The sequence below is a fragment of the Enterococcus sp. AAFC-DPL-5146 genome (genome assembly GCF_058216635.1).
The window spans coordinates 1,453,264-1,466,864 of record NZ_CM177103.1; the positions used below are offsets into that span (position 1 = coordinate 1,453,264).

At 36.3% G+C, this 13,601-nt stretch carries 14 protein-coding genes; 11 read left to right on the top strand and 3 right to left on the bottom strand.

Translation table 11 applies throughout. The features are described 5' to 3' along the window. Window positions 1-10: 10 nt before the first annotated feature. The 3 genes from AC4BB2_RS06520 to AC4BB2_RS06530 all read right to left on the bottom strand — a co-directional run bounded on the left by AC4BB2_RS06520 (window position 11) and on the right by AC4BB2_RS06530 (window position 2,674). Window positions 11-1,381: an HD domain-containing protein gene (locus AC4BB2_RS06520; protein WP_490474620.1), complete on the bottom strand. Its 1,371-nt coding sequence runs from the start codon at window positions 1,379-1,381 to the stop codon at window positions 11-13. Between the two features lie 92 nt (window positions 1,382-1,473). Continuing rightward, window positions 1,474-2,322: a lipoate--protein ligase family protein gene (locus AC4BB2_RS06525; protein WP_490474621.1), complete on the bottom strand. Its 849-nt coding sequence runs from the start codon at window positions 2,320-2,322 to the stop codon at window positions 1,474-1,476. Beyond that, complete coding sequence (locus AC4BB2_RS06530; RefSeq protein WP_490474622.1) at window positions 2,315-2,674, bottom strand: hypothetical protein; 360 nt, start codon at window positions 2,672-2,674, stop codon at window positions 2,315-2,317. Before AC4BB2_RS06530 ends, AC4BB2_RS06525 begins: the two co-directional genes overlap by 8 nt. Window positions 2,675-2,879: 205 nt before the next feature. Here AC4BB2_RS06530 and AC4BB2_RS06535 point away from each other — a divergent pair, with 205 nt between their 5' ends. The 11 genes from AC4BB2_RS06535 to AC4BB2_RS06585 all read left to right on the top strand — a co-directional run bounded on the left by AC4BB2_RS06535 (window position 2,880) and on the right by AC4BB2_RS06585 (window position 13,593). Next, window positions 2,880-3,866 (top strand): thiamine pyrophosphate-dependent dehydrogenase E1 component subunit alpha, encoded by a 987-nt coding sequence (locus AC4BB2_RS06535; RefSeq protein WP_490474675.1) that lies wholly within the window; start codon window positions 2,880-2,882, stop codon window positions 3,864-3,866. Then, entirely contained in the window at window positions 3,863-4,852 is a 990-nt protein-coding gene (locus AC4BB2_RS06540; protein ID WP_490474623.1) for an alpha-ketoacid dehydrogenase subunit beta, read from the top strand. The genes AC4BB2_RS06535 and AC4BB2_RS06540 overlap by 4 nt, the downstream gene beginning before the upstream one ends. 2 nt (window positions 4,853-4,854) lie before the next feature. Continuing rightward, window positions 4,855-5,796 carry a sugar-binding transcriptional regulator gene (locus AC4BB2_RS06545; protein ID WP_490474624.1) on the top strand — a complete coding sequence of 314 codons (942 nt, stop codon included), beginning with the start codon at window positions 4,855-4,857 and terminating at the stop codon, window positions 5,794-5,796. 315 nt (window positions 5,797-6,111) lie between these two features. Then, a complete protein-coding gene (locus AC4BB2_RS06550; RefSeq protein WP_490474625.1) occupies window positions 6,112-6,546 on the top strand; it encodes a YwiB family protein in 435 nt (144 codons plus the stop codon). A 75-nt stretch (window positions 6,547-6,621) separates the two neighbouring features. Next, the gene (gene rpoE, locus AC4BB2_RS06555) at window positions 6,622-7,248 is read left to right on the top strand and encodes a DNA-directed RNA polymerase subunit delta (RefSeq protein ID WP_490474626.1); all 627 of its coding nucleotides are present in this window, start codon (window positions 6,622-6,624) and stop codon (window positions 7,246-7,248) included. A 304-nt stretch (window positions 7,249-7,552) separates the two neighbouring features. Beyond that, window positions 7,553-8,386 carry a PRD domain-containing protein gene (locus tag AC4BB2_RS06560; protein ID WP_490474627.1) on the top strand — a complete coding sequence of 278 codons (834 nt, stop codon included), beginning with the start codon at window positions 7,553-7,555 and terminating at the stop codon, window positions 8,384-8,386. A gap of 21 nt (window positions 8,387-8,407) precedes the next feature. After that, window positions 8,408-10,390: an N-acetylglucosamine-specific PTS transporter subunit IIBC gene (nagE, locus tag AC4BB2_RS06565; protein ID WP_490474628.1), complete on the top strand. Its 1,983-nt coding sequence runs from the start codon at window positions 8,408-8,410 to the stop codon at window positions 10,388-10,390. Window positions 10,391-10,677: 287 nt separating this feature from the next. Then, the gene (locus AC4BB2_RS06570; protein ID WP_490474629.1) at window positions 10,678-11,031 is read left to right on the top strand and encodes a hypothetical protein; all 354 of its coding nucleotides are present in this window, start codon (window positions 10,678-10,680) and stop codon (window positions 11,029-11,031) included. A gap of 16 nt (window positions 11,032-11,047) precedes the next feature. Then, window positions 11,048-11,209 (top strand): hypothetical protein, encoded by a 162-nt coding sequence (locus tag AC4BB2_RS06575; RefSeq protein ID WP_490474630.1) that lies wholly within the window; start codon window positions 11,048-11,050, stop codon window positions 11,207-11,209. Between the two features lie 212 nt (window positions 11,210-11,421). Beyond that, window positions 11,422-12,609 carry an elongation factor Tu gene (tuf, locus tag AC4BB2_RS06580; RefSeq protein ID WP_490474631.1) on the top strand — a complete coding sequence of 396 codons (1,188 nt, stop codon included), beginning with the start codon at window positions 11,422-11,424 and terminating at the stop codon, window positions 12,607-12,609. A 99-nt stretch (window positions 12,610-12,708) separates the two neighbouring features. Beyond that, complete coding sequence (locus AC4BB2_RS06585) at window positions 12,709-13,593, top strand: PhzF family phenazine biosynthesis protein (RefSeq protein ID WP_490474632.1); 885 nt, start codon at window positions 12,709-12,711, stop codon at window positions 13,591-13,593. Window positions 13,594-13,601 lie beyond the last annotated feature (8 nt).

Sequence of the window (13,601 nt, forward strand, 5' to 3'; positions counted from 1 at the left end):
GATATATAGTTTAATTTTTTTCTTCAATTAATGCCCCATTATGAATATACGAAGCAAATTCACGATACGTGTCGTCGAATAAATCATAATGTTGCCGTCTTTTAGGATCAACCATTTCTTTTGGAAAGAAAAAACGTTCATCGATTTGTGTTTGTCCTGCAAGAGCAGCAACTAAGTGACTAATTTTAGATAACTCAATGAGTGTACCATCTTTTTGCATAATTTCAATTTGTGTGCGATGACTATTTTTTTCCGGACGATAAAAATCGTAAGGTAAGTCATAACTTGAATTGATGGCAGTATAGTATTTTGGGTTATAACCGACTTTTTCAATCAAGGATTTTAAATGGCGGATAGTTACAGAATCACGATTACCAGAAAATGTTGCTGATTTTAGCGGTTTGCGTATTAAAAAGCGATTGGCTAAGTCATATAGAATTGGGTCTGGTAAAGAAGTCCATTGTGTGAAATACGTGTTAAGAACGCCATCATCTAACTTTAAATACTCCTGCAGCGAAAAGTTTCCTTTGAAAAAAGGAACAAGTAACTGAGAGTGTAGCTGATAATCTTCTGGTTGTTGCTCATACAATTCTTTTGCTCGATGAAGTAAGTGATCTAAAATAACTTCCATACCGCGAGAAACAGGGTGGAAATAGACTTGAACATACATTTGATAACGACTGACAATATAATCTTCCACAGCATGCATTCCATTCATAGCAAAAGCTAAACCATCCTTATACGGGCGAATCACCCTCAAAATCCTAGTTAAATCAAAAGTACCATATTCCGTACCTGTAAAATAAGCATCTCTCAATAAATAATCCATACGGTCAGCATCGATTTGACTGGAAATCATTTGAACCACTTGAGGATTTGGATATTGTTTAGTGATTACACTAGCTACTTTATCAGGAAAGTCAGCTGAAACACGATTCAATATTTGAAAAACTTCTGTTTCAGGCGAAGTGATGATTTCTACTGTAATCGCTTCATGATCCGTGTTGAAAATATGCTCAAAAGTATGAGAATAAGGCCCATGACCAACGTCATGAAGTAAAGCCGCGCAAAGCGTAACCAAACGTTCGCTATCATCCCAACCTTCATCACCTAAACGTTCAGATGAATAGTTACGTTGGAAGATATCGCAAATGCGTCTGGTGATCTCATAGACACCTAAAGAATGAGCGAAACGACTATGTTCTGCACCGTGAAAGGTGAAAGAAGAGGTGCCTAACTGTTTGATCCTCCGTAATCGTTGTACTTCTGCTGAATTAATCAAATCTAAAATAACTTGATGTTGTACGTGAATATATTTATGAACAGGATCCCTAAAGACTTTTTCAATTGGTAAAATTTGATACTTATAAGGTGTTGACATTGTTCCACTCCTTTGCTGTGAGACACAGCGAATATTTTATGAGCTGATGTTGAACAGTACAAGAAAAATCATTTTATTCTTATTATGTTTAGCTAATCTAACAGTAGATTTCGCTGCTTCATTTTATCTATCTGTTTTTCAGTTTCAGAGGTGAACCATTCTGAAATTAGTAATTTTGGCAGCGTTTGTTCATCTATAGTGATTTGCATGTCGTCTATCAGTGTGGCAATCAGTTGTTTTTTCACTTCAGCAATAGTTAACGGGCGTTGCAGTAAATCTTCTAAATTCGCCATTACAGATGGATCAACTGGGGGATAGCCATTTTTGCCAAAATCCTCATGTAAACTAGCTTGATAAAAGCGACGAACACTTTCTCCACGCTTTTGTTGATCCCCGTTGATGCTTAAATAGATCATTACAGCAATCCCATCTTTCACTCGACGCTGAGCAATCCCAGCAAATTTTTTCCCAGCAATGCTTAAATCAAATGTACCTGGGCAATAAGATTCAGTAATTTCAAAAGCTTCGATAGAGTGAGCGGAATCTTCAAAAGCACGCTTAATCCAGTTCCACATCACTGTATATGCTTCATCGATACTGATTTTTTTCTTAGGCGAATTTGGCAGAATCAATGAAACATTTAAAACTCCTTCATCCGAAATCACACCTAATCCTCCAGCATTACGAATAACGACGTTGTAGCCATCTTGCTTCAACGAAACTAACCCGTTATTTAAATCAGAGACTCGAGTATCTTTCATTCCAAGAATCATTGCTTGGTCAAACTGCCAAAAATGAACGATGGGTTGTTGATTAATGCCAGAAAAAGTTGTTAGAGTATCTGTTAAGGCAAAAGGAAGATAATAGTCTTTTTCCGTCAAACACTCTTGATCGTATAAAAAAAGTTGATTGGTTGTAAAAAATTCATTTAAATTAGTCATCTTGTTCTTCATCCTGTTTTACGCGTGACACGTAGTCTTTCACTTCTTTATTCATTTGGTTATATTCGTTCGTAAAACGCATTGGTTTACTGATAATTCGCATGGGCATGGTGGCTAAAAATTTACTGAAATCCTGTCTAGCTTCTTCAGTTAAACGACCAGGCTTAGAAACCAAGCGTTCATATAGATAATGATAAAAATGATTCATCGCATCAATATCGATGCTCATTTGGTTATGACACTCCTCACATTCAATACTGGAAATGATATCGTTCATATATTCAATCTCATGGAGTGTTTCTTTTTGGCAATGCATACAAAACAACATTGCTTCTTCATCGTGAAATAACATCGGTTTCCACCTCCATATTCTATTATATACGATTTAAAAGAAAAATCATGCTTATCTATGTAGAAAAGGGCAGGAAAATTGAGAATTTTTAAGGAAATCAAAAAAATACAGAGAAAATCTTGCTATCGACTAAAGAAAACTATAGAATATTTACATATGATTCGTATGAGAACAAATGTAAAGGAGTGAGAAAGTGAGCCAAAAGATGATTGATAACAAGCAAATTAAATCGATTGATGAGATTGATGCGTTAAAAAAAATGTGGGAAATCCGTATTTTTGAAGAGATGATTCAAGAACTTTTTGATGCTGGAGAACTTTATGGTACGATGCATCTTTGTACTGGACAAGAAGCGACAGCGGTCGGAGGAGCAGGGATTTTAAAGCAGAGTGATTGGATTGTATCAACTCACAGGAACCATGGGCATTGTATAGCTAAAGGTACAGACATCAGAAGTATGTTTGCTGAAATACTTGGTAAGAAAACAGGGACAAATGAAGGCAAAGGCGGCAGTATGCATATTGCGGATTTAGATGTGGGAAATTTAGGGTCCAATGGTATTGTTGGTGCTGGTTTCCCTATTGCAGCAGGTGCTGCATTGAGTGCTCAAATGCAAGGTACTAATCAAGTAGTGCTATGTTATGCTGGTGATGGTGCTACAAATGAAGGAAGTTTCCATGAAGCCTTGAATTTAGCGTCGATTTGGCAATTACCAGTTGTCTATCTCATTGAAAATAATCAATATGGCATGAGCAGCTCAATTGATCAGATGGTTAATATTGATAAACTTTCTGAACGAGGTAAAAGTTACGGTATTGAAGGTATAACGATTGATGGAAATAATTTGACTGCTGTTACTAGAACGGTTTCTAAAGCAGTAGAAAAAGCGAGAAACGGCGGTGGTCCTACATTAATTGAAGCATTGACTTATCGCCATAAAGGGCATTCTAAATCAGACAAATTAACGTATCGCTCGGAAGATGAGGCTCGTGCTTGGAAAGAAAATAATGATCCAATTTTTCGTTTGGAAAAAGAACTGATTGAAAAAGATGTGCTTAAAGAAAAAGAGATTCGCCAGATGGAAACGGAGATTCGTAAAGAATTGGCTGATTTAGTTTCTTCGGTTAAATTGGATAGTGAACCGACAGTTGCTGATTTATGGACACATGTTTATGCGGAGGATGGAGCATGAGAACAATCACTTATTTACAGGCAATCAACGAAGCAATGGATGAAGCCTTAGCTGAAGATGAACGTGTTTTTCTTTTAGGTGAAGATATTGGTATTTATGGAGGCGGATTCGGCGCAACTCAAGGACTTCAAGAAAAATATGGGAAGCAACGTGTCCGAGACACGCCAATCTCTGAAAGTGCAATTGCTGGTACAGCAGTAGGAGCGGCAATGACAGGAATGCGTCCGGTGATGGAATTGCAATTCTCTGATTTTATCACAGTAGCAATGGATCAATTAGTCAATCAAGCAGCTAAAATCCATTATATGTATAGCGGAAAAGCCAAAGTTCCTTTAGTCATGCGCACCGCAGCAGGTTCCGGCACAGGAGCGGCAGCTCAACATTCGCAAAGTTTAGAAAACTGGATGGCTCATATACCAGGTATAAAAGTTATTCAGCCGTCTAATGCATATGATGCAAAAGGATTGCTTCACGCGGCTATCAAAGATAATAATCCTGTGATGTTCTACGAACACAAACTATTATATAAAACCACTGGAGAGGTTCCAGCTGAATCTTATACAATTCCAATTGGCGTTGCGGACATCAAGCAAATAGGTAGCGATATAACAATCATTGCTACAGGAATTATGGTCAATAAAGCATTAGAAGCAGCAGAAATTGTAAAAGAAAAAGGAATTTCTGTTGAAGTTGTAGATCCCAGAACCTTGGTGCCTCTTGATAAGGAAACTATTTTACAATCTGTTGAAAAAACTAAGCGAGTAATCGTTGTCACTGAAGCAGTCAAAAACAGCGGTTTTAGCGGAGAAATTACGTCAATTATCGCTGAGTCAGAGGTAGCAATGCAATTAAAAGCACCCATTCTTCGCTTAGGTGGAGAGTTTGTTCCGATGCCAGCGCAAAAAATATTGGAATCTCGTGCAATACCTCAAGTTGATTCATTAGTTGAAGCGATAGAGAAATTGATTGTCGAGGTTGAACTGTAGTTATGAAAATAAGTGAAGATCGTAGAAAAATGCTAAAAATTGTTACGATGTATTATGAGCAAGGAATGACTCAAACTGTGATTTCTAAAAAGATGGGAATTTCACGTCCTGTTATTTCTAAAATTCTACAACAAGCAAAAGAGTCAGGGGTCGTTTCAATTTCAATTAAAGATGAATCAGCTTATGCGGTAGAACTTGCTTTACGCTTAGAAAAAAAATATCACTTAGATGATGTCATCGTGATACCTGCAAATAATCAAAGCAAAACAGAGACATTACAGCGAGAAGTTAGTCGTGCAGCTTCTTTTTACCTGAAAGATCGATTAAAAGACGATATGAGCGTAGGATTATCGTGGGGAACGACATTGGCTGATATGATTGATGAAATGGCTTATTGTTCGTTTCCGACGATTAACGTTTGCCCTTTAGTAGGTGGAGTATCTAGTGAGCATCTTTATTTTGATACCAATCACTTGGTTTTTAGATTAGCTGAGAAACTTAATAGTCGTTGTCAATATTTTTATGCACCAGCACTAGCTGAAAGTATCAAGTTAGCAGAGGTTTTAAATGATACAACACTAGTTGAAAAAGCGATGGAACAAGCTAAAAACGTTGATTTTGCGATTATTGGTGTAGGGAATCCAAATGAAAGTTCAACTTGGAAGCGTCTTGGCTATATAGAAACAAAAGAATTACAAATAATAAAAGAAACAGGTGTCAAAGGAGATGCTGTGGCGTCCTTATTTGACAAAAACGGTCAAACAGTGAACAATGAAATAAGTAAGCGAATGCTAGGGATTAAAGTGGAAGATTTAGTGAATATACGAAATGTCATGATTATCGGCTGTGGTAAAGAAAAAGCAGAAAGTATTGAACCATTATTAGTCGGTAAATGTTGTACTATTTTAGTTATTGATCAGATGATTGCTGAAGCGTTGATTTAAAACGTGGTGCTGAATAATCTTCTGTCAGAACCGAATGAACTACCATGCATTTGCATTGTCTAGCTACACAGGTTAGCTCTTTTGGAAAAAAGATAAAAATGGAATGTGACAAAAAGCGTCACAGTCAATTTTTCCTATTTTTCAGTCAGAGCATTACGAGCCTGTTGCGCTTTTAATTGATCTAGCTACACAGGCTAGCTCTTTTGGAAAAAAGATAAAAATGGAATGTGACAAAAAGCGTCACAGTCAATTTTTCCTATTTTTCAGTCAGAGCTTACGAGCCTGTTGCGCTTTTAATTTAAGGAGAGTGTTTTAATGGATTTATCACAAGGGACACCAGTATCTATTCAGTTGAAAACTGTTGTAGATCAAGCTGGGGACAAGAAAAATTTTTATTTTGACTTAGAAGGTCAAATTGTAAAAATCGGAGATACTTTATATATCCGTTACAAAGAAGAGCAAGAAGAAGGGGAGGCTGTACCGGTAACAATCAAAGTCGAACCGGATGGGAAAATTCAATTAATTCGAGCTGGTGGACTTAGAATGCGGTTGAAATTTGCTTATCAGGAGCGTTTAGATACCAGTTATAAAACACCTTATGGCTTATTCCAAATTACGACATTTACCCGTAATTTACGCTTTAGTTTGAAGGATCAGCCTGTTGCTGGAAGTATTTTGATTGATTATGATTTGTACTCTCAAGAGGAAAAAATAGGGGAATATCATTTAGAACTAGAATTTACTGCGTAATTATGCAATAATCAATTGATTTTTTCTTGATGTTTTTGTATGATAAGGAGTAGACTGTGAAAGGACGTGTACCGTTTGGAAATTAATGTATTTGACGGGTTGAACAAAGAAGAATTATCCATGATCGAAGTTGCGCACGCAATTTTAGAACAACGTGAAGATGTGATGGACTTCTCTGATTTAGTAAACCAAATTCAAAATTATCTTGGGAAATCTGACAGCGAAATTCGTGACTCTTTAGCACAATTTTATACTGACTTAAATATTGATGGCAGTTTTATCTCTTTAGGAGATAACCGTTGGGGCTTGCGCTCATGGTATCCAATCGATTCTATCGATGAAGAAGTAACACACGGTTTAGACGAAGATGAAGAGGATAAACCACGCCGTAGAAAACGTAAGAAAGTCAATGCTTTCATTATTGATGCAAATGACGAAGACGTGATCGACTATAACGATGACGATCCAGAAGATGCTGAATTAACGGATGAAGATGACGACATTATCTATGATGATGATGACGATGAGGAAGATGAAGAAATTAAAGCATACAACTCAGATCTTCAAGAAATCGGTGCAGATTCTGATGATGAAGAAGAAGAGTTACCAGGAATCGAAGAAGATCTTACAATTATTGATGAAGATGATGTAGACGATGACTTTGATGATGAAGATGAATATGTAGTTCCAGAAGAAGAATAAATAGAAGACATGAGTGTTCTAACATGAGAACACTCATGTTTTTTATAGAGAGAACTCTCCAAAATGCTTGTTTTTATCAATAAGAAAAAAATGAATCAAAATGATTGACAAATGGTCTATATCTTTGTAAACTATCACTGTTAACAAAATGCAAATAGCGTTTTCATGTGACTAGATAATACTAGGCATGGAAGAATTTCATTAAAATATGATATACTCATATTTTGACGGGGTTGTTCTATGCTTTTTTTGTTATCTTACAACAAGAAAATGGACAATCTACTTCTGCAGAAGAGGAATGTTTATGAAAATCAAAAAGGTGCTCAATCAAAATGCAGTACTTGTCGTGGATGCTGGGCAGGAAAAAGTGGCTGTTGGTAAGGGCGTGGGTTTTAACAAAAAGAAAAATGATTTGTTACCCCCACAACAAGTGGAACGAATGTTTGTAATGGAACCAGAAGGCTTGAAAAAGCTCCAAGTTTTATTATCACAAATCGATGAAAAGTATTTTTTTGTCACAGAAGAAATCATCGCTCATGCTGAGACTGTACTTGGTGAGAAACTAAATGAACACATCAATATTGGTTTAAGTGATCACATCGCGTTTGCTGCTGAAAATATCCAAAATAATATCATTGTGAGAAACAAGCTTTTAAATGAGATTGAAATTCTTTATAGTGAAGAATTTTCGATTGCACAATGGGCGGTGGATTATTTGACGCAAACATTAGGAATTCCTTTTAGTTATGATGAAGCAGGCTATATTGCAATCCATATTCACAGTGCTCGCAGTGGACGAACGGATAATAGTAAAAGTATTCGTGAAGTCACTATTGTTTCAGAAATTATTCATTTAATCGAGCAAGAATTAGGAATCAACATTCATGATGAAAAGATGAGCCTGAGTTATTCACGACTGGTCAATCATTTGCGCTTGTTTATTCATCGGTTTCAGCAAAGTCAGTATGCAGTATTAGATGATGAGATTTTGGATATTGTGCGTAAAAAATATGCAGACAGTTACGAAATCTCGAAAAAAGTCCAAGTTTTGTTAATGAGAAATTTTCACTACCAAGTACCAAATGAAGAATTAGGTTATCTAGCTATTCATATCGAACGGCTAAAGATGATCAAATAAAAGACAAGGGGAGAGACAAAAATGAAAGCATATATGCAAAGAATGGGACGCTCGTTGATGCTTCCTGTAGCGGTATTACCGGCTGCGGCGATTTTAATGGGTATTGGGTACTGGATTGATCCTAACGTAATGACTGGTTTGGGAGATCCTAATTTTCTATCTGTATTTTTAGTTAAAGCAGGTGGCGCAATTATTGATAATCTACCTGTTTTATTCGCGGTAGGTTTAGCGCTAGGTATGTCTAAGGACAAAGATGGTGCAGCAGCTCTTAGTGGATTAGTTGCCTTCTTAGTAGTAACAACGTTGCTTTCAACTGCAACAGTAGGTGCAATGAAAGGTATTCCTGTAGAACAAGTGGATCCTTCTTTTGCTAAAATCGGTAATGCATTTATCGGTATTTTATCTGGTTTAATTGCAGCTGCAATGTACAATCGATTTAGTCAAGTGAAATTACCAATGGCGTTATCCTTCTTTAGTGGAAAACGTTTGGTTCCAATCATGACTGCCTTAGCAATGTTAGTTGCTTCTGGTGTATTGTTCTTCTTATGGCCAGTTGTATTCTCTGGATTAGTTACTTTTGGTGAGTCTATTTCTAAACTAGGTGCTGTTGGTGCCGGTCTTTATGGATTCTTTAACCGTCTATTGATTCCAACAGGTTTACATCACGCATTAAACTCAGTATTTTGGTTTGACGTAGCTGGTATCAATGATATTGGTAATTTCTTATCTGGTACTGGTGAAAAAGGGATTACAGGTATGTATCAAGCTGGCTTCTTCCCAATGATGATGTTTGGTTTACCAGCTGGTGCTTATGCAATTTATCGTAATGCTCGTCCTGAAAAGAAAAAAGCAACTGCTTCATTGATGATCGCAGCCGCTTTCGCATCATTCTTTACAGGTATCACTGAACCATTAGAATTCTCATTTATGTTTGTTGCATGGCCTTTATATGTTTTACATGCTATTTTGACAGGAATTTCATTATTTATTTCTGCATTCTTCCACTGGACAGCAGGATTTGCTTTCAGTGCTGGTTTAGTCGATTTCGTTTTAAGCTTACGTAACCCAATTGCAAATCAACCATATATGTTGATTGTTCAAGGTTTAGTAATGGCTGTTCTATATTTTGTTGTATTTGATTTCGCAATTAAAAAATTCAATTTAATGACTCCAGGACGTGAAGAAGGCGAAGGCGAAGAAACGCCAGATATCGATACGACTGGTGATAATAAATTTGCTGTATTAGCAAACAAAATTTACCAAGGTCTTGGCGCGGATGCAAACGTTACTTCAATTGATAACTGTACAACTCGATTACGTTTAACAGTTAATGATACAAGTAAAGTCGATCAAGCTAAAATCAAAGCAACTGGCGTTCCAGGTGTGAAAGTAATTGACGATACTAACATCCAAGTTATCGTTGGTACAGAAGTTCAATTTGTAGCAGATGAAATGAACAAAATTCGTAATGGCGCAACTCCTGTTACAGGTGAACCTGCAAAAAAGCCTGAGGTTAAAACAGAAGCACCAAAAGCAACTGCAAAAGAAACTGAATTATACGCGGTTGCCAACGGAAAAGTTATTCCAATCTCAGAAGTACAAGATGATGTATTTTCTGCTAAAATGATGGGCGATGGTTTTGCTGTTGTTCCAACTGATGGTGAAGTATTTACACCCGTAGCTGGTAAAATCACAAGTATTTTCCCAACGAAACATGCGTTAGGAATCCAAACAGATTCTGGAATCGAAGTATTGTTGCACATGGGCCTAGATACAGTTGAATTAAAAGGCGCACCATTCACTTTACATGTTGAAGAAGGTCAAACTCTTAAACAAGGTGATAAGGTAGCAACAATTGATTTAGCAGCTCTAGAAACTGCAGGGAAAAAATCTGATTTGATCGTTGTATTCACAAACCAAGATGTTGTTGAAAACTACGATTTAATTAAATCAAACCAAACAGTTTCTGCGAATGATTCAATTGGTAAAGTAACTGTAAAATAGTTAAATAAAAGCTATCTAAGATTTTTCTTGGATAGCTTTTTTATACTCTTGATTTATTTTATTTCTGTGATATGGTTAAATTGTACTTGTTTTATGTCATTAAGCTAAACGGGTTAGTTCTTCGGAGATAAATATCTTTCTGTTTGAACGAGCCAATTACGCTTTTAATTTAGGAGGAGATTATCTTGCATGAATAAGGCTGGACACAAAGAAGTGCCAGTTGATGATCATATGGTTTCTTTGTGTCATATTGAGAGAATATGATAAAGAAGAAGGAGCAGAATCAAATGATTATTATTAATGGAAAGAATCCAAGGAAAATCGAAAAAATTTGGGAATTAGTAAAAAAAGAGCACTCTGGTAAGAAAGTTGCGATTGTTGGCTATTCAGGAGGAATTCCGCATAATTTTATTCGAGCAAAGCAAATGCCTGCCTATGAAACAATGACAAAAAACAATACACTTACTGATTTAACTCATTTTTTAAATGAGGCGAAAGACCGATTTGAAGCAATCGTTCTTTATATTGATTGTGAAAGTCATTTGGTAGAATCAATAAGAGACATTACAAAGTTGTATAATGAAAAATTCATCTTAACTGTTTCTGATGAATTGGAGTATGAAAAAGTGATGGATGAATAAATAAGGTGGTAGCAGTATGAATGATAATACAGAACAATTATTAAAACTAATTCAAAAATTTCAAACAGAAGATCTTTCTCTGGAAGATGCGATAAAACTTCGGCGCTTATCAGCAGAATTTGCAAATGTATGTGGCGAAGCTGTCGAAAAGAAGATGGATCAGTTTGTAATACGATGAATAACTAATCGAATAATGAATAGAGGAAGGATAGGTGTATTTTTATCCTTCCTTTTTAGCGTATCTTCAGTAGTTTTTTTCACTTATAAAAAGTAAGCAAATAAGTTGTGTATTTTAAATATAGGTATATAATAACAGTATAAAGGTCAAAGATGGTCAGTTGAAATTGATTTTACTTTGAATCTTTAATCAAAATAGGAGGTTTGTAAATTATGGCAAAAGAACATTATGACAGAAGTAAACCACATGTAAATATCGGAACGATCGGACATGTCGATCATGGTAAAACAACATTAACCGCTGCAATTACTACAGTATTAGGAAAAAAAGGCCTAGCAAACCCGCAAGACTATGCTAGTATTGATGCAGCACCAGAAGAACGTGAACGTGGGATTACAATCAACACATCACATGTGGAATACGAAACAGAGGCTCGTCACTATGCCCATATTGATGCACCAGGACACGCAGATTATGTGAAAAATATGATCACAGGAGCTGCTCAAATGGATGGGGCAATTTTAGTTGTATCTGCAACAGATGGACCAATGCCTCAAACAAGAGAACATATTTTATTATCACGTCAAGTAGGGGTGAAATATTTAATTGTTTTTCTTAACAAAATAGACTTAGTTGATGATGAAGAATTGATAGATTTAGTAGAGATGGAAGTTCGTGAGTTATTAAACGAATATAATTTCCCTGGTGATGATACACCAATTATTAAAGGTTCTGCGTTGAAAGCATTACAAGGTGACCCGACCGCAGAAGCTACAATCATGGAATTGATGGATACTGTGGACAGCTACATTCCAACCCCTGAAAGAGATACAGACAAACCACTATTGTTGCCAGTAGAAGACGTCTTTTCAATTACAGGCAGAGGCACAGTTGCATCTGGACGTATTGACCGAGGCAAAGTAAGTGTTGGAGACGAAATTGAAATCGTCGGAATTAAACCTGACACTCAAAAAGCAGTAGTAACTGGAATTGAAATGTTTCGTAAAACGTTAGATTATGGAGAAGCAGGAGATAATGTCGGAGTTCTTTTAAGAGGGATTACTCGAGACGAAATTGAACGTGGGCAAGTGATAGCCAAACCTGGTTCAATTACCCCTCATACAAAATTTATTGCAGAAGTTTATGTATTAACAAAAGAAGAAGGTGGGCGTCATACACCGTTCTTTACAAATTATCGTCCACAATTTTATTTCCGTACAACGGATGTAACTGGAGTTGTGGAATTACCAGAGGGCGTTGAAATGGTTATGCCAGGAGATAACGTAACGATAGATGTTGATTTGATTCATCCGATTGCTGTAGAAAAAGGAACAACATTTTCTATTCGCGAAGGTGGTCGAACTGTTGGATCAGGTATTGTTACTGAAATAGAAAAATAAACGAAAAAGGAATCTTTGACAGTCGTCAAGGGTTCTTTTTTTACATGACTGGAATGTTGTTTATTGGTATACTATGGACAAAAAGATGGAGGGGTATAGGTGAGTTGTACTGTTTTAAGAGTTGATGCATTTACAACTATTCCAGGACAAGGTAATCCAGCTGGTGTTGTTTTAGATGGGGATAATTATAGTGCTGAAGAAATGCAAAATATTGCAAAGAATGTTGGTTTTAATGAAACTGTTTTTGTTTGCAAGAGTGATATTGCGAAAGTCAAATTAAGATATTTTACTCCTGGACATGAAACGCCTCTTTGTGGTCATGCAACGATTGGAGCAATATTTGCTTTATATAATGGAACAGAAGATCATCAGTTCCATATAGAAACTGATGCCGGTATTTTGCCAATTTCATATGAGGAAAAATCTCGAAGAATTACAATGAAACAAGCGTACCCTCAATTTGTCGACTTTAATGGTGATAGAATTGCTCTTTGTAAAAGTCTAGGAATTACAATAGAGGATCTTCATCCTGAATTACCTATTCAATATGGCAATACAGGTTCTTGGACATTACTTGTACCAGTTGTTAATAAGAATGTTTTAGATAAGATGAAGCCTAAAACGGATGAATTCCCTAAGATTTTAAAAGAGATTCCCAGATCATCTGTCCATCCTTTTGCAGTTATGTCAGAAAAATCGGGAACTTTTATTGCTAGACATTTCTCCTCACCATTCTCAGAGACAACCGAAGACTCTGTGACAGGAACTGCTTCGGGGGTAATGGGAGCTTATTCACTGAACCATATTTATCAAGAGAATGAAAATAAAGTGATGACTGTTTTTCAGGGATATCATGTTCAAATGGAAGGGGAAGTTATAGTTCATGTTGACAAAGGGAAGGCGGGAGCGCATGAAGTTGCTATTTCAGGAACCGCCTGTCTTAATAAGAAATTTGAGGTTTCCATAAATAAAGAGGAGGACTGAAATTATCT